The following is an 18,070-nucleotide window of genomic DNA, read 5'->3' as shown; positions in this document are numbered from 1 at the left end:
CTCTTCCGTTATTATATTCACCGTAGGCTGCTCCCCTTGCTTGCTCCCAAATTCGTCCTGTGGTATCACAAATCAGCAATCAATATTATTAATTTCGAGGTGTTCGCTGATCGATCAATTTTTCCAAAAAGCCAGCAAAGGAGTCCGCATACACTTCAGGTTCCCCATTAAAGTAATCCAAACGCATCACCTTGTATTCCCCAAGGTTATCAGCCGTCCGCGTATCAAAATAGTAATATTCATCTTCGTCTGGTACAAACAGTTCCAACTTCCCTTCCTTCTTCGTGTCTTCATCGGCAAGTCGGTATCTATACAGAATGTCCGTGTCCGTATACTCTCGGTGTTCCGGAGGCGCAATGGTCAGAATTTCTGTTCCACTCAACATCGCTTCACCATAATTCAGAAGCCACCAGCGATAGGACGGAGGTAATGAAAAACCCAATTCCTGTTCCACTTCGGTAATCCAGCTCTCCTGAACTTGATGATTCGGGAACCAGCGTACAGCCTCGGTATGCTCCAGTTTCTCGATTAGACTTGTATACATAGATACACCTCTCCTATCTCAACGTTTTAGGTTGGTCCGTTTCCAGTTGCAGTCTCTTGCTTAGGCTAGGCGCTTCCCATTCTCCAATAAATACAATGGTCACTTACATACCAACTTATCCATATGCACCGTCTGCCAATCATCGTCCTGCTCCACAACAACCACATATCCCTGACGTTTCCAAAAATCCACGGCACCAGGCAAAAAGCGATGTGTATGCAAATACAACGTTGTGTAGTGCAGTTCTGCCACCACTTTCTCCAGTTCTCTTACGAGAAGTGAACCGATGCCGTATCTGCGATATTTAGAATCCACATAACATTTCACAATTTCGGCGGCAGACTGCTCAGGATATCGTCCATTCACAACTTCGATGCGTCCATCATAAGGCAGTATGCCAATGGAACCCACAACTTCTTCATCTTCGGTAAGAGCAACTAGAAATACAGCATCAGCTGAATCCAGATAATGTTCTTTGAATTGCTCCAGATCTACAGGTAACTCCTCGTGATCCAGCATTGGAAATACTTCTTGGCGGACACCCATGGCAAAATCAATTGCATCATTGATTTGGTGCTCTTGAATAGCTATCACTTTCGGTACGGCATGAAGCTGTGTCACAAATTCCACATTCCTTACCCTTAGATTCGAGCCCTTTTTCAGCTCCGTATACGAACCAAACTAAGCGCAAGTTCGCTCTCTGCTTACAATTCTACCGAAATAAACTCTTTCTATCAATCTATCTAAACGATTAACCAAAATAGAAGAAAGCCCTCGCAATTTGATAGGGATCGCATACGATAAGGCGTGTCATCAATCAACTTTGAGGGGGAAGAACATATGTGGTTATCGCTTGGAATCTCTGCTGCAGCTCTGCTGGCAATTGGATTCGTCTATCGTTATGTGGAAGATAAACTTGCAGCCAAAAAGTTTCATCCCCACGCACCCAAACAGCTGTTAATCAAGTTCAAGGAAGGTACGACAGCCGACGAGATGCACACTCTGCATAAAAAAGCAAAATGCAACGTAGCCGAAACGTATGAAGATCTGGGATGGTATCGCATTGAATCAAGAAAGAAAATGCAACGTATGTTAAAGCACTACAAGGACCATGTGCTCATCGAGCACGCTGAACCGAACTACTACCTTCAGTCATCGTTTACGCCAAATGACCCGTTTTTTCCTTACCAGTACAACCTGCCAAAAATCAATGCTCCTGCTGCCTGGGATATTTCCCAGAGTAACAGCTCGGTGAAAATCGCTATCATTGACACTGGCGTGCAGTTAAACCACCCTGAGCTTGCTGGCAAGCTCCTTCCCGGATACGATTACGTTGATTATGATAATATTCCCGAAGACGGTAACGGGCACGGCACCCATGTAGCTGGAATTGCAGCTTCTATAACCAATAATGGAGTTGGCATTGCAGGTGTGGCACCGCTCGCTTCGATTGTCCCGCTACGTGTATTGGATAACAATGGACAAGGTACAACGGGTAACGTCGGAAACGGACTTGTTTACGCAGCCAACAACGGTATTCAAGTCGTTAACCTGAGTCTTGGTGGGCCAACGGGAGAAGCTTTTCTTCAGGCTGCCGTACAATATGCATGGGATCGGGGCGCTGTCATCATCGCGGCAGCAGGTAATGATAATACTTCGTATCCGATTGTACCTGCATCTTATCCGAACGTCATTGCGGTAGCTTCAACCAATCCTTCCGACCTCAAATCAAATTTCTCAAACTATGGATCGTGGGTTGATATGGCTGCACCAGGTGATACTATTCTATCCACCTACCTGGGTGGCTCCTATGCCTATCTAAGCGGAACGTCCATGGCGGCTCCCCATGTAGCGGGAGTAGCTGCATTACTCGCTGCACGTGGGAAAACTAATGCGCAGATTCGTGATGCCCTCTGCTTCGCATCCGATCCCGTATCCGGATCTGGTGTCTACTGGACGTATGGGCGACTGAATGCCTATCAGAGTCTGCAAGTGCCATAACACATTTACATTTAATCATAATGGCATGGACTATCTCCATTTCCATTTCTCACGAATAAAGAAACCAAAAAACCATGGTGCTTCTTTCGAAGCTCCATGGTTTAAATACGTTTATTTGGTTCTACACTTTTGCTGCCCATATTTCGATCTCAATTTTAATTTCGGGTAAACCTAACTCCGTAATATACCCAATTGTCATCGCAGGATAATCATGACTGAATAATTGTCCCCACTCAGCGTATAAGAAATCCCAATCGATTTTCTCCGTCGCCCATACGTTAACTTTAATAATATGTTCAGCATCTAAATGCTCGGATTTGAGCACTGTTTTAATATTACTGAATGTATTCGTAACTTGCTCATTCAGACTGTCCGGAAAATGTCCGCTACCATCTGCTCCAATTTGACCCGATGTCACGAACAACTCTGCATTCCTCGGAATTCTTGTAATATGCGTGTACTGTCCTACAGGAGCTGGCATATTAGCTGGATTTTTTCTAGTAATTTTATCAGTTTCCATGTTGATTACCTCGTCATTCTTAAGATTTTTCTGCGATATTTCCTAGTTTTCTTCCTAATTTGGGCACACTTCTCCCTTGGAATAGATTCTAGAAAAAGACAGCAGTGGAGTATCCATATCCCGGAGATATAAATGCAAGTGATTTTTTCTTCATGATTGGATGCTCCTCCCTTCTTAAGTGACAAGATTCTCTTGATCTCTTCATTATATATATGAAACAAATCATGAGTCAAATTCACTCTTCATAAGCAAAGAGCAATCCCGTGTCAACGAGACTGCTCTTTGTATATACACAAGGGGCTACACCTGGAGTTAAAAATATTGCGCTCCATTATTGGAAATAACCTCTTTGTACCAATGGAAACTTTTCTTTTTCACTCTGCGAAGTGTGCCGCTACCGTCATTGTTCCGGTCTACATAAATGTAACCGTACCGTTTCTTCATCTCCCCGGTACCTGCGCTGACCAGATCAATCGGTCCCCAGCTCGTGTAACCCAGAAGCTCAACGCCGTCCTGAATAGCTTCAGCCATCTCGGCAAAATGACGATTCAGATAATCAATGCGGTAGTCGTCTTCAACGGTGTCATTGTCCAGCAACACATCCGTTGCACCAAGTCCATTTTCCACAATAAACAATGGTTTGCCATAGCGGTCATACAGCTGGTTACAGGTAATTCGAAGACCCTTCGGATCAATCGTCCAGCCCCATTCGGATGCTTGAAGATATGGGTTCTTCACTGAACCAAAAACATTACCTTCGGTCGAATCCTTCAAAACCTCGGGGTCGGTACTTGTACAACGGCTGGCGTAATAACTGAATCCGATATAGTCAACTGGATTCTGCATGAGAATATCTGCATCTTCCGGCTGCATATCAATGACGATCTCGTGTTCCCTGAAGAAGCGCTTCGTATACCCAGGATAAGCTCCTTTAGACTGAACATCGATAAAGAAGAACGATTCCCGATCCTGCTCCATGGCTTTCCATACATCATCCGGGTTGGAAGTGTACGGATAGACCATGCCAGCTGCGAGCATACAACCAATCTGTGCGCCCGGAATGATCTCGTGACAGGCCTTCACAGCCAGAGCACTGGCAACCAATTCATGGTGCGCTGCCTGATAGAGAACCTGCTCTTTATTCTCACCTTCCTGAAGAACGATACCCGCACCAATGTACGGAAGATGCAGCAGCATATTGATTTCATTAAACGTCATCCAGTATTTGACCCTGTCCTTGTAACGATTGAACAATGTCTTTGCATAAGTCTCAAAGAAATCAATCATCTTACGATTCTTCCATCCGCCATACGTTTCGACCAGATGTACAGGGACATCAAAGTGACAGATTGTGACCACAGGTTCAATATTATATTTCAACAGTTCGTCGAAGACATCATCGTAAAACTGCAGTCCCGCCTCGTTCGGCTCAGCGTCATCGCCATTAGGGAAAATCCGTGCCCAGGCTACAGAGAGCCTAAAGCACTTGAATCCCATTTCCGCAAATAGTGCGATATCTTCTTTGTATCGATGATAGAAATCAATCGCTTCATGCGAAGGATAAAACTCTCCATCTTTGGGCTCATATGAATCGAGATTTCCCAAAGCAATAGGGAAGCGATTAGCCCCCGTGGGAATCAGGTCAACCGTAGTTAACCCTTTGCCACCTTCAAGATAAGCTCCCTCTAGCTGGTTCGCTGCCGTTGCTCCTCCCCAGAGAAAATTCTCCGGGAAGGCTGTTAATTTTTCATACATTCACGTCTGCCTCCCATCCATAATGAACGTTCAATTAACCGAGCACTGTGAGCAATTTGTCTTTCTCTTTCACAGATGCATCCTTCGTGCCCACTACATCCAGATAATTGGATGTGTTTGTAATAATAATCGGTGTAACCGTCTCGTATCCGGCATCCTTGATCGCTTGCAGATCAAATTCCATGATCAGATCGCCCACATTAACGCGGTCGCCATCTTTGACATGAGCGGTGAAATGTTGACCTTTCAATTGCACCGTATCCTGTCCGATATGAATCAGCATCTCAACACCATCATCAGTGACAAGTCCAATGGCGTGTTTGGTGCGATATACCGTTTGTACGACACCCGTGATTGGAGATACTACTCTGCCGCTGGTTGGACGAATCGCAATCCCTTTACCCATATGCTCTCCTGCAAAGGTAACATCATTGATCTCTTTCAGTTCAACCACTTCACCAGCCATTGGGCTGAAAATTTCATATCTGTTGTTCGGGTTTGGATCAAGCACAGGTGTTGGTGCTGGAACTGCATCTGCCTTGTCTTTGAAACCAACAACATACGTAAGAACAAAACCAAGAATGAACGCAACCGCTGTAGCTACAAGAGCCATGTAAAATCCGGAATCAACGCCTGTTTTTGAGTTGATGAAGGTCGGATAGCCGAATACGCCAAGTCCGCCAAACATGTACATTTTCGATCCGAATAACCCTAGAATTCCGCCTCCAATACCACCTGCGATACAGCTCATGATAAATGGTTTTTTCAGTGGAAGTGTCACACCATAGATGGCTGGCTCAGTTACACCAAAGATTCCCGAGATGAAGGCTGGAATGCTCAACGATTTCAATTTGGCATTTTTGGTTTTTAACATAACGGCGAGCACTGCACCAATTTGGGCAAAGGAAGCGGCGAAAGACATCGCAACCACCGGGTCAGAACCGGACGTACTCAAGTTAAGAAGCATGACTGGTACGAGTCCCCAGTGAAGACCAAACAATACAAACACTTGCCACAAACCGCCGATGACCAAACCTGTAACAAGTGGGCTTAATTCATAGATGCCTGTTGCTCCAGCACCAATCAATTGACCCGCCCATGTGGATATTGGACCAATTACAAGGAACGTTGCAGGAACGATAACCAACAATGTGAAGAATGGAACCAGGAACGTACTAACCACTTTAGGAATAACATTTTTGAAGAATTTCTCTACTTTCACTGCAAAGAATGTAGCGATAATGATCGGAATAACCGATGATGAGTAATTCATCAGGATTACAGGAATCCCCAAGAACGTAATGTGAATTGGTGATTCAAATAATGTACCTGTGAACAACGTATACAGTGGATCACCCGCAGTCAAACCGGACAGCGTAGGATATACGAGTGTAGCTCCAATCGCCATACCCAGGAACGGTGAGCCGCCAAATTTTTTGATAGCTGTATAACCAAGGAATACCGGGAAGAAGTAGAACAGACAATCGCCCGTTGCATTCAGCAGATGGTACGTACCTGATGTGTCCGCTATCCATCCGAAGGATAAAAACATAGCTGTAAAACCTTTAATCATCCCTGTTGCAGCCAGTAGGCCAAGCAGCGGGGTGAAGACACCAGAGATCATATCGATAAAACGACCGAACAAACCCCCCTTGTTACCAGAACTTTCCTGATCTTCTGGAACCTGGCCCTCAGCAGGCAGATTACCTACCTTTACAACGGCTTTATATACATCCGGCACTTCATTGCCGATTACAACCTGATACTGTCCACCACTCTGCATGACGGTGATGACACCTGGCAGATTTTTAAGCTCTTCTGTTTTAGCAACGCTTTCATCTTTGAGTTTAAAGCGTAATCTCGTTACGCAATGGAATACACTGTTTACGTTTTTAGCTCCGCCTACACCAGACAAGATGTCTTTGGCCAATTGATCATAGTTCATAGTAATTCTTCCTCTCTAAGTAGACTCCCGATGCTTGTGAAACAAAGAAAACCTGAACTACTGAACATACACAACGCACCGGAAAATCCGGAAACAAGTCGTGATATTCAGCAATTCAGGTTTTGCCCTTAACGGTTGCAACCCTGTAAGGCTGTACACAGCGATATTCAGTTGTAGCAATAACAACTTCATCTTAAAGTAAGTTGCAACCCATCTTTACGGACCCAGAGTGGTCGGAAGTATCGGAATTGCCTGATTGAACAGTTACAATCCGATTGATGTATGCGCTTACTTTATGGATTCATAATATAATAACTTCTAACCTTTTGCAAGCGTTTTTTTAAGAATCTTTATTTTGTAATATCGTTACTCTGAAGTGGCATGCACTACGCGCTCAATATGAATGGTTAAATACATCATTTCTTCGTTAGTCAGTTGATAGGTGTAGTTATTTTCAATGAATTTTCTAATCTTCTCCGAGCACTTGTGCGCTTCAGGATACTTTTTCTGTATCATCTCAAATAACTCATCGTCGTTGTTGCTCTTATAATGCTTGCCTTTAACCAGCCTTTGGGCGAAAAATTTCAGATGAGTCACAAATCGATAATAATTCAATGAGTTCTCGTCAAAGTCCATTTTGAAATGATATTTGATGATCGTCAAAATCTCCTGCATGACCTGAGTCATGCTTCGGATGTTTGGCATCTCTTCGTTAAGTGCTGCATTTACAAAATGAAGTGCCATGAACCCCGCCTCATCTTCAGGCAAAAGCACACCAAACTGATCACAAATCATATTTAACGCTTCCAGCCCTACCTCATATTCGTCTTTGTAGAGCTGCTTGGTCTCCCACAGCAGTCCATTACGGATAGGCAGATTGTTACGATAACGTTCAATGGCAAAATGAATATGATCCGTGAGATGCAGATAGATGCTCTCGTTTAGCTTTTTCCCAAGTTTCAGCTTGGCATAGGCAATAATCTCTTCAGACACTTTCATGTATTCGAGTGGTATGCTTGCGATTAATGCCTTGAAATTTTCCTGAATATTTTCATTCTGTAAAGTAAATATCTTATCAATATGCTGCTCCGACACCTCATCGCCTGCTCGCTTCTGAAAAGCAATTCCCCGGCCAATAACGATGACTTCACGTTCATCTTTAATCGCAACTACAGCATTATTGTTTAACACCTTCTCGATCTTCACTTTATCCACTCCAATATACAGAAAAAGGCAAACCGTGCCTTCCATGAGGTCACTGGCCTTGCCCATTTCACTTCAATGTTAACTATATGTGCGTTCATGGTATTACATTTTTCTACAATGTGCAACAAAAAAATCGTTGATGCTTTTCAGCTAACAAATCACTCCATGAACGCATAAATGAATCTGTTTATCAGCTTTGTATTTTTTTCTGTTTGGAAGTAATCATTCTGAATCTATCCACCATCTCAATAAGCACTCCCTTAGCATGACGCCTTATCCATGGAATTATACTTGCACCCAGAGCTCCAAATCCAGAATTTCAATCCCTGTCTGTATCAGATCTGTATTAGAAAGCTTCTTACTCGCCTTACGTTTCATCCATTTATAAACCAAAATTAATAATTACGTTCATGAGCGCATCCGTGTCATTGCAGGCGAAAAATGTTTGCACTTATTTACTATATTTTTGCTTATATTCTTCTTAAAATCCTGTGGAATTCAGATCATGAACAAACAAAAAAAGCCCTCCATAGAGAAGAACTTAATGTGTCCGAATGATGAAAAATTTCATACAAAAAAATTAATTATTTTTATTTTGTCACGCTTTTCTCACTTTTTTGCAGACATATATCATCTCAACACTTTCATCAGTCAACGGCAAACCATGGTCAATTTCTTCATTTTCATGTAGTCGGTTCATCATGATTTATTCTTTTTGCTTTCCTTCTCCAGCTCTGCTTCGATTCTTCGATTAATGATCTTCAACTGGTCCGAATCCAAGTGTTCGATATCCGTTAACTGTTTATCGATCTGGTACTCTTCCGCTTCACCCTTGTGCATCAGTCCCAGATGATGCTTAATGGAACGAATATCCTCGCGCATACTCATGGTCTGACGATAATTGTCTGCAACAAGTGCAAATATAATCGCGCCTGCGAGAATCGTACCATATGGGATCAGAAGACAAAGTACAAATCCTACTATTAAAGCCAAAATGATATACATGCTTTTCCCCTCCACTTTCAATTACAGTTTGAATCGTTCTTGGATCAGGTGCGCCACGTCATTGGCACTCTTGTTGGTGTTATTAATCCGAATATAAAGCTTATGCGTAATTTCTCCGGGCTCTGAGTTCAATCGATATTTCTCCATGCTCGAAAGCAGATCCTGCTCGGACCATTCGACATTACGCTTCGTTGCTTTGTGCAGCAGCCGATGCGGGCTCTTGTTACGCTCCAGTCGTTCCACCGGGTCAGCCTCCAGTTCAACATAACATACCTCTGCGCCTCTGGACTCAAACAACGCACTGACTTTGTTAATGTACTCCCAATCCTCTTTCATATCGAATGCCCACACAAATGTAAAAATCAAACCGGGCAGCTCGCTCCTCGCCACTTCTTCAAAAATCTCCTGACGGAACAGATTAACCAGTCTTCTTCCTTGAGGTGTACCATAACTGAAATAAGGTGACACCAGTTCAATTGTCATATGATTGTGAAACAATTTCAGATCGGTGATCTTCTCCAATTCCTGACCCACCGTCATTTTCCCCACAGCCTGTGGACCAAAAATAATGATGAATTTCATCCAACCACTCCTGACATCTACGATATGTATCCATTACTTGAATTTTATGGACATTAGTCCATAATAACGCCTGTTGGACAAATAAAAAAGAGATTTCAAGCCATCCGCTGAATGTTCAGGGCTTGAAATCTCTTCTTCGGTTTTATTTTATATTCATCGTTTCATAGTCTGCTCAACGTTAACGCCCGATCAGTACCCATCCCCACTTCATTCGCCGAAGACCCATGGCAATCATCCATGAGAGCAAAATCGCCACCACATAAGACAGCATAATGCCAAGGCTGAAGTGTGGAGCGAGTTCCACGGAAAGTTCTCTTCTCCAGAACAGTAGTACTAATGGATGTATTAAAAATACGCCAAAGGCCACCGTACCCAAAGAGTTCAGAATACGAGTTGTCCGATTAAATCCATTTTGTTTCCATGCACCTATTCGTTCACAAGCAATCAGCAAGAGCAAGCAGGCCGAGAGGGTAAACAGATTACGGAATAGAAATAGCAGCGTATAGGTTAGTGCAGGAGTTGCGGCAAAAGCCGTTTTAACATAAGTATTACCATAAATAAAGATAGCTCCACCGCTTAACAATGCAGCGAACAGCACATAACGGTACGAGAACAATTTCTTCAATGCAGTATCAAAGTTCAACCCAATCCATGCGCCGAATCCAATTACAATCAGATAACTTGGCAGCAAACTCCCCATCCGAGAGAAATGAAACTGCAAATGCAACGCGTAGAAAACAGCCTGCGCCGCAATAAAGAACAACGGTAAATATCGATTAAACAAACGATAACGAGTTAACGAAAGAAGTAGTGGAAAAACCACATAAAATTGCAAAATAATCAGAAAAAAATATAAATGCGTGTGTGCCGTACCGGTTAACAATTGCTCCGAGAATTGCTTCACATGTGCCAGGGGCTCTTTGCCTCCTAGCCATTGTTTGATAATAAAATAAATGAGTGACCATGCCAGATAAGGCACGAAAACATAAAATAATCGCTTTTTATAAAACGCGGGCATCCAGCCCTTTTCCTTCAACTTAGAGCTGTAATTGTAAAACAACACCAATGAGGATAGGAAAAGAAATGCAGGTACCGCGAATTGCAGAAAGCTGTTCCAAAAATAATAAAAGTTATGATCCAACGTGTGCTTGGGATAATGTGCAACTGCTGTTGACGTCGCATGTATGGCGACCACTGCCATAATTGCAAAAGCACGATAGAAATCCAGATACTCAATACGCCGGGGCCGATTAACCGGTTGATTCATAATAAAACCTCACTTATGCCTGATAGAATGATAGTTTCCGGCCGCAATCCAGATTCTAAGCTTTATTTTAATCAGCAGACGTTAGTAATACAATCATGATCTATATTATTTTCTTGAAAATCACTCCAACTTTCAACATTATTCGACATTACTTATCCAAAACCGCTCAACGATATTCCCATCAGGCTCCACATAGTCTTGATCCTGGACGCCCCCGTTACGAAGAATAACTCTTCTGGAAGCCTCATTATGCGCGTCACATACGACAAGTACTTTGGTAATCCCGAGATCTTTGGTAATACCCAAGGAAAGCTTGAGGATCTCAGCACCGTATCCATTTTGTCGTTCGCCTGGACGAATTCCATAACCAATATGCCCACCGCTATGGAACAGCTTCTCGGTCAACTCATGTCGTATATTTACGGCTCCAACAACTCGATCACTCTCCGTCACAAGCCAGTATGTACTGTCCCTAACCCAGCCTTCAGGGATATCGATGCCTTGTTCGCTGCGTTCCAAAAAAGCTAACATCTCTTCAAAAGGATAGGGCTCTTTCGAAACGACCCACGGCACCATGGATTCTCCGCTTGCAACCCAATCTTCATAAAATGCTACATACGTTTCTTTATATTGCGCTGAAGGTTTAACCAGTCTAACTTTTTCTTTGCTCATTCTAAATACGTCCTCCTTACTCATATTGATATTGCCATGCTCCTTCACCCTAATATACTAATTCACAGTCGTGATGCTCCCAGACGTCGAACAGATTACCGTCCAGATCCTCGAAAGTAAAAAATTTTCCGTATATGCCCTCATCATTGACTTTACCAACACGGACATGACCAGCAGTGAGCTCAGTATGGAGCACATAGATATCGTCCGTGAAAAAGGTGATCACCCATCTCCTTTTCTGCTTCACTTGAAATACGGCTCTGGAATCATGATCACTTTCAATCAGATCGAGAATTGGCCTATTGTCTCTAAAAAGACTAATATAACCTTCTCTTGGCTGTCTAATATTAAATCCAAAATGACTCACAAACCATGCTGCTGACTGCTCTACATTTGTTACAGGAATGACATTGTATGCAATACCCAGTATTTTTCCAGTCGTCAAATCTATCCTTCTCCCTTCATTGCATTTATACGTTGTGATTTTGGTATTGAAATGAAAAATAATAGATATGTCCAAGTACAAAAAGAGAATCTGCGTGTGCAGATCCTCTACTCAGGTCCAGCTTTCGCTATTATATTAGTTCATGATCCTGCTCGCGAATTCCTCTAATGCACACCAGTTATACTGACTCCACCTGTTGTGCATGCAATTCCTGCTCTGTTTTAACTACTTTGTATGTGAATTGGTAGCTTCCTGATCCCAGAACAATTCGTACATCTGTTCCCTGCGTTTGAATTTCGTGAATGTCCGCTACTTGGTCCACAGCTTTTCCATTCTCCAGAACTGTCTGTACATCTGCTCCAGGAAGAAGGACCGTGCCCGTCGTATTGACAGGAATGGTCACACGAACCTCCATCTCGTTATTATCGTGACGATACCAATTGGATGTGACCGTGCCATACATACTTTCAAAACTCGCTTCCACCCACTCCAGTCCTGGTCCTGGTTTGGGCTCGATGTGTACGATGCGGAACCCGGGCTGTTGCTCATCTGTGTTAATTCCGGCAACATAACGATATAACCACTCCCCTATGGCGCCATAAGCATAATGGTTGAATGAATTCATATCTGCACTCCACAGACTGCCATCCTCCCTAATTCCGTCCCAATGTTCCCATACCGTAGTTGCACCTTGTGTCACTTGATATAACCAGGATGGATAGTCTTCCTGAAAGAGCAGCGTATAGGCCAGATCATGATGTCCCGTATCACTCAATACCGGATTCAGATAGGGTGTTCCAACAAATCCGGTGGTCAAGTGGTTTCCAGCGTCCGCAACCAGTTTTCCCAACTGATCAATGGTACGTTTCCGAGCTGCAGAATCCAAAAGGTCAAAATGCAAAGCAAGAACATGCGCGGTCTGAGTGGGGACTGCAAGTTTGCCCGCAGGTGTCACAAATTCATTCTGAAATGCAGCAACAATGTTCTCATGCAGATTATCATAATAAGTTACATCTTCCGCCTGCCCTAACACCTCAGCAGCCTTCCGTGTTAGAGAAACAGAATAGGCATAGAATGCAGTTGCTACAAAATCCTTGTCTGTGGCCCCAATATAGCTGTCCGGTTTGGAATCCAGCCCGAGCCAATCCCCGAAGTGGAAGCCCGTATTCCACAAGTAAGGATTCTCTCCTTGAGTATGAATGTAATGAATCCAGCGCTTCATGCTGTCATATTGCTCGGCCAACAGCCTGACATCACCGTACATCTCATAGATCGTCCATGGACAGATCACTGCGGCATCTCCCCAGGCAGCGGAAGAATGATTCGTATCCGCCCATCCGTCTGACGTCGAACTTCTCAAATCAGGAACGTAAAAAGGAATGCCTCCATCCTCTCCCTGATCCGCCTGCAGATCCCTCAGCCATTTGGTGAAAAAGGGCGCCGTGTTCATTAAGTATGAGGATGTTCGTATAAACATCTGCGCGTCTCCCGTCCAGCCCAGCCGCTCATCACGCTGCGGACAATCTGTCGGTACGTCAACGAAATTCCCTTTTTGACCCCACAATATATTGTGATGAAGCTGATTCACGAGTGGACTGGAGCTTATAAAATCACCGGTTCGCTCCATATTGGAATGCAGAACTACACCTGTGAAATCCTCGAGCCGAATCTCGTCCGGGAATCCAATCAACTTCACATAACGGAATCCCTGAAATGTGAAACGTGGCTCATACGTCTCTACTCCATCGCCTTTTAGGGTATAACGAATGCACTGCGTTGCACCACGCAAGTTTTCAGTGTAGAAATTGCCCTGATGATCCAATATTTCGGCATGCCGCAACTCAACCGTATGCCCCGTCTCACCCTGAATGCTGAATCTCATCCAACCGACCATGTTCTGTCCCATGTCCAGCACACGCTCACCCAGTGGAGTTGTAAGCAAGGCAATAGGTTTAATGTGCTCTATTGGCGTAACGGGAACGTTCTCTTGTGCTATGATGATCTCCTTCGAGTAATCCAGCACACGTACCGGCGACCATTGGACTGAGGATGAATCCTGCCATTCAGATTCCATACGTGCATCATACGTTTCGCCCATATAAATGTCCGAGCTGCGAATGGCGCTGGGGGAACTCTTCCAGTTTCGATCCGAAATAATACATTCTTCTGAACCATCGGTATAATGAATATGAAGTTCCAGCAGCAAGCCTGCGTCCGTACCATATATCTTCTGCTTTTTCTCCCATCCCAAATGTCCTTTGTACCAGCCACCTCCCAGATAAGCACCCAGTATATTCTGTCCATTCTGAAGTTGATCGGTAACATCATAAACCTGATATTGCAACCGCTTACCATAACTGGTCCAGCCCGGGGTGAAGTATGCTTCGCCCACTCGCTGATTATTCAGATGAAGTTCGTACAATCCAAGTGCAGTCACATATATTCTTGCTGAAGCTACAGGCTTTTTCAGTTCAAACAATGTACGCAGTCGTGGGCAAGACTCATCCTGCTGAGAGGAAGAATCCACTGTGATCCATTCCGCCTGCCAGGCTTCTTCACTACCCATGAACCCCGTCTCGAAATACGCTGTTTCCGACCAGTCCGATTCATCTCCTGTACGATCCCATGCACGAATGCGATAATAGTAGCGGGTTCGTGCTTCGGGCACCCAGTTCTCCAGTTCAACATGAATGGACTGATCAGAGCTTTTTTTCCCGGAATCCCATTCAATCTGAGCAAACTCTTCCGTCCGTGACAACTGAATTTGATAATCTGACTGTACACAATTTCTGTGATCGGATTGCAAATGCCAGCTTAATCTGGGCGACGCGATATCTAGTCCAATCGGATTGATTCTATACTCACAACGCAGATGACTTACGGTTAACATCAGAGAAACATCCCTTTCCATCGTGGTTTCCAATTCAAGGTTACGATATAATTATATCGATTCTGTAATCGGAAATACCCGGCAATGAGGACAGTTTAACCCGGTAATCTGGTCATTCCAACCAAGGAGGCTATTCCGTGAATCCAACCGTACAACTGTTCAAGAGTGAATCCTTTTTCCAGAATAATCTGAAGTTGTTCGTGAACCGATGTTCCGAGGATTTTGTAGTTCCCTTTCACGCACATGAATTTGTTGAGTATAGTTACGTGGCAGAAGGAAAGGGCTTTCATCACATTGGCGAAGATATTATACCGGTACACAAAGGCATGTTATTTGTCATTCCGGTCGGTGTTCCTCATGTATTCCGCCCAGTAACTGCGAAGGTATCAGAGCACCCACTTATTATCTATAACTGTCTTTTCAATTCCGAACTGATCCATACCCTGTCCATTATTATTCAGGAGGAGGAGATTCGAAAGCATCTGACAGACCTGGAAAAGAATCGGGTTCCATATGTGTCCATCACAGATTACAGCCAGCGGATGGAAGAATTAATGGTAAAGCTGTACCGCGAAACTGCCGTTCCGGGAATCGGTTCTTCTACGATCCTGTATACGCTTGTTAGCCAACTCGTCGTGACAACGTACAGACAGATTCATCAAGCTGCCTGCAATGAGAAGGAAAATGCGACTGATATGGAACATATCCTTCATCACCTGGAGCAACATGTTAACGAACGAATCCGTCTAAGCGAACTGGTGAAACTTTCTGGTTGGAGCGAAAGACATCTTGGACGCATGTTCGTAACCCATACTGGGCGGACGTTTGGTGCTTATCTACAACATTTGCGCATACAAAAAAGCTGTGAATTGCTGAAGAATTCACAACATAAAGTCAGTTTAATTGCTGAACTTGTAGGTTACCGGGATGTAGATTCATTTTACGCCGTCTTTAAACGAATTACGGGAGAAACCCCTCAGGGCTATCGCAGGAACTTCAGAGCTGAACAATTAAATTAAATGTTCCTGCCTTCCGTTCCTTTTCCAGGAATCATCTCTTTATAGGATCAAACTTGCTCTCTGCGGGTTCTGTTTCAAGCAAACGATCCACATAAGCCTTTGCCCCTTTCCATGAGGTCATCAACGGAAACTGATGCTGCTCCCGTTCGTTTATATTCCATGGATGAGGGATACAGATGACTTTTTTTCCGTCATTCATCGCGGGTATCAGATTATGTGCTCCATCATCAATTAACAGATCGAAGTTAATCAAGTTTTTCCGTTTACAGGTTATAAACTGTTCTGGAGATATGTATGGCATATGATTCTGGAGCCAATTCCACTTCTCAACAACCGTTTTGGGCTCAGCCGCCGTTAGGATCAGCAAATCATAGGCATGATGGAGCTTTTCCACCTCTTCTACTACATATTCATCGTAAATCTCCAGTTCCTCAAACAACCCTGGCCGACCGTAAAATACATCATGCGTACATTCCGGATGGCGCAAATGAGATGTATCCCAATGTATCATATCCTCATATCGTAACGGATGGGTTGGGAAGTTGATGTTGTTATGATAGATGGCTCGCTTGACCAGATGACATATTGTATCATCCATATCTACAGCAATAATAGGTTTCTTCATCTTTATCCCCTCCAATAGGAACACAGTATATCATCATCGTTGTAACAGCGCTATCCTTTTTGAGCTCAAAATAAAAAGCGGCCCCTGCGCCGCAATAATTGCTGCGCAAGGACTGCCCCCAAAATCAACCTAAATCTTCGCCATTCGTAGCAATGACGTTCTGATACCAACCAAAGCTCTTTTTCTTATATCGATTCAATGTGCCTTCTCCATTGTCGTCCTGATCGACATAGATCACGCCATAACGCTTGGACATTTCCGAAGTTGACGCACTGATGATATCAATCGCACCCCAGTTGGTATAACCCATAAGGTCTACCCCATCCATGACTGCTTCTTTCATTTGTGTAATATGTTTTCTCAGATAATCAATCCGATAATCATCATGAATAGAACCATCGGCCTCTACCGTATCTTTTGCACCAAGTCCGTTTTCCACGACAAACAAGGGCAATTGATAACGATCATACAGCTCTTTCAACGCCACACGAAGTCCAATCGGATCAAGCTGCCAGCCCCATTCTGTACGCTCCAGATTCGGATTCTTAATCGTGCTGTACAGGTTGCCTCCAGTTACTCCATATTCCTCCGGATTCACTGCGGATACCAGCGATGTGTAATAGCTGAACGAGATGAAATCAACCGTATGCTCTTTCATAATTGCTGCGTCTCCTGCTTCCATCTCAATGGATATGCCATGCTCAGCCCAATAACGAGCCATGAAGGTTGGATAACTGCCTCGCACCTGTACGTCGGTGTGCAGCAGGTTCAGCTGATTATCGATCTGAGCTTGCAGTACATCCTCCGGCTTCGACGTTGCCGGGTAGTGAATCATGCGTGCAAGCATACAGCCAATCTGGAAGTCCGGGTTAATCTGACGTGCCTTCTGCGTTACCAGACTGCTGGCAACAAACTGATGGTGAAGTGCTTGATAGGAAGCTTGCATCACGTTATCGACACGATCTTCAATGATGCCTCCACCCGTGAATGGCTCAATAATGGTTGTATTGATCTCATTAAACGTCAGCCAGTATTTCACCTTGTCTTTGTAGCGATTCATGACAGTCTCGGCGTATCTTACAAAATGTCCGATAACTTCCCGTCCTGCCCAGCCATTGTACTTCAATACCAATGACATCGGCATTTCATAGTGAGATAGTGTCACGAGTGGTTCGATATTGTGCTTCCGCAATTCATCGAACACTTCATCATAGAAACGCAATCCTTCTTCATTCGGCTCAGCATCGTACCCGTTCGGGAAAATACGCGGCCAGTTGATGGAAAGACGGAATGTCTTGAAACCAAGCTCAGCGAATAACGCAATGTCCTCTTTGAAGCGGTGATAGAAATCAATACCATAACGCTTCGGGTAACCCTTCGAACTGTGGTGAGCCATCGCTTTCTCAACCGTTGCACTGGTCACGTGCATCAGTTCTCTAAGGTTGGTGTAATCCTTCTTCTCAAAATAAGGAACCATATCCGCCGTGGACCAGCCTTTGCCCCCTGCATCAAATCCACCTTCAGCCTGGTTGGCGGCAATTGCGCCGCCCCACAGAAAACCTTCTGGAAACCCTTGTCGATTGATCATGCGTCT

General features: G+C 44.0%; 16 protein-coding genes. 2 read left to right on the top strand and 14 right to left on the bottom strand.

The genetic code is table 11. The annotated features are described in order from the left end of the window. Positions 1-88: 88 nt before the first annotated feature. A complete protein-coding gene (locus DC345_RS04425) occupies positions 89-544 on the bottom strand; it encodes an SMI1/KNR4 family protein (protein ID WP_113052068.1) in 456 nt (151 codons plus the stop codon). Positions 545-643: 99 nt separating this feature from the next. Next, positions 644-1,174 (bottom strand): GNAT family N-acetyltransferase, encoded by a 531-nt coding sequence (locus DC345_RS04420; RefSeq protein WP_258530553.1) that lies wholly within the window; start codon positions 1,172-1,174, stop codon positions 644-646. A gap of 210 nt (positions 1,175-1,384) precedes the next feature. On the opposite strand from DC345_RS04420, the gene DC345_RS04415 reads away from it, so the two are divergent. Next, positions 1,385-2,545, top strand: a complete 1,161-nt coding sequence (locus DC345_RS04415; protein ID WP_113052067.1) for a S8 family peptidase — start codon at positions 1,385-1,387, stop codon at positions 2,543-2,545. A gap of 121 nt (positions 2,546-2,666) precedes the next feature. Here DC345_RS04415 and DC345_RS04410 read toward each other — a convergent pair whose 3' ends face one another. From DC345_RS04410 to DC345_RS04360, 10 genes are all read right to left on the bottom strand, one after another. Continuing rightward, the gene (locus DC345_RS04410) at positions 2,667-3,065 is read right to left on the bottom strand and encodes a RidA family protein (protein ID WP_113052066.1); all 399 of its coding nucleotides are present in this window, start codon (positions 3,063-3,065) and stop codon (positions 2,667-2,669) included. A gap of 312 nt (positions 3,066-3,377) precedes the next feature. After that, on the bottom strand, positions 3,378-4,820 hold the full coding sequence (locus DC345_RS04405) for a 6-phospho-beta-glucosidase (RefSeq protein WP_113052065.1): 1,443 nt from the start codon (positions 4,818-4,820) through the stop codon (positions 3,378-3,380). Positions 4,821-4,854: 34 nt separating this feature from the next. Beyond that, positions 4,855-6,765, bottom strand: coding sequence for a beta-glucoside-specific PTS transporter subunit IIABC (locus DC345_RS04400; RefSeq protein WP_113052064.1), 1,911 nt, complete (start codon positions 6,763-6,765; stop codon positions 4,855-4,857). Between the two features lie 366 nt (positions 6,766-7,131). After that, on the bottom strand, positions 7,132-7,971 hold the full coding sequence (licT, locus tag DC345_RS04395; RefSeq protein WP_063563219.1) for a BglG family transcription antiterminator LicT: 840 nt from the start codon (positions 7,969-7,971) through the stop codon (positions 7,132-7,134). 699 nt (positions 7,972-8,670) lie between these two features. After that, positions 8,671-8,976, bottom strand: coding sequence for a DUF456 domain-containing protein (locus DC345_RS04385; RefSeq protein WP_113052062.1), 306 nt, complete (start codon positions 8,974-8,976; stop codon positions 8,671-8,673). Between the two features lie 21 nt (positions 8,977-8,997). Continuing rightward, complete coding sequence (locus DC345_RS04380) at positions 8,998-9,558, bottom strand: DEAD/DEAH box helicase family protein (RefSeq protein ID WP_113052061.1); 561 nt, start codon at positions 9,556-9,558, stop codon at positions 8,998-9,000. Between the two features lie 178 nt (positions 9,559-9,736). Continuing rightward, positions 9,737-10,825 (bottom strand): acyltransferase, encoded by a 1,089-nt coding sequence (locus DC345_RS04375; protein ID WP_113052060.1) that lies wholly within the window; start codon positions 10,823-10,825, stop codon positions 9,737-9,739. A gap of 138 nt (positions 10,826-10,963) precedes the next feature. After that, entirely contained in the window at positions 10,964-11,497 is a 534-nt protein-coding gene (locus tag DC345_RS04370) for a GNAT family N-acetyltransferase (RefSeq protein ID WP_113052059.1), read from the bottom strand. A gap of 49 nt (positions 11,498-11,546) precedes the next feature. After that, positions 11,547-11,942 carry a VOC family protein gene (locus tag DC345_RS04365; RefSeq protein WP_113052058.1) on the bottom strand — a complete coding sequence of 132 codons (396 nt, stop codon included), beginning with the start codon at positions 11,940-11,942 and terminating at the stop codon, positions 11,547-11,549. Positions 11,943-12,120: 178 nt separating this feature from the next. Continuing rightward, positions 12,121-14,832, bottom strand: coding sequence for an alpha-L-rhamnosidase (locus DC345_RS04360; protein WP_113052057.1), 2,712 nt, complete (start codon positions 14,830-14,832; stop codon positions 12,121-12,123). Between the two features lie 137 nt (positions 14,833-14,969). On the opposite strand from DC345_RS04360, the gene DC345_RS04355 reads away from it, so the two are divergent. Next, positions 14,970-15,851: an AraC family transcriptional regulator gene (locus tag DC345_RS04355; protein WP_113052056.1), complete on the top strand. Its 882-nt coding sequence runs from the start codon at positions 14,970-14,972 to the stop codon at positions 15,849-15,851. 31 nt (positions 15,852-15,882) lie between these two features. Here the strand turns inward: DC345_RS04355 and DC345_RS04350 are convergent, their stop codons facing one another. Both DC345_RS04350 and DC345_RS04345 read right to left on the bottom strand, forming a co-directional pair. Next, positions 15,883-16,476, bottom strand: a complete 594-nt coding sequence (locus DC345_RS04350) for a 5' nucleotidase, NT5C type (protein ID WP_113052055.1) — start codon at positions 16,474-16,476, stop codon at positions 15,883-15,885. A gap of 124 nt (positions 16,477-16,600) precedes the next feature. Next, complete coding sequence (locus tag DC345_RS04345; RefSeq protein WP_113052054.1) at positions 16,601-18,064, bottom strand: glycoside hydrolase family 1 protein; 1,464 nt, start codon at positions 18,062-18,064, stop codon at positions 16,601-16,603. Positions 18,065-18,070: the final 6 nt, after the last annotated feature.

It is taken from the genome of Paenibacillus taichungensis (assembly GCF_003287275.1).
Classification (GTDB): Bacteria; Bacillota; Bacilli; order Paenibacillales; family Paenibacillaceae; genus Paenibacillus; species Paenibacillus taichungensis_A.
The sequence above is the reverse complement of the archived record's forward strand: the minus strand, read 5'-3'. Positions and strand labels throughout refer to the sequence as shown.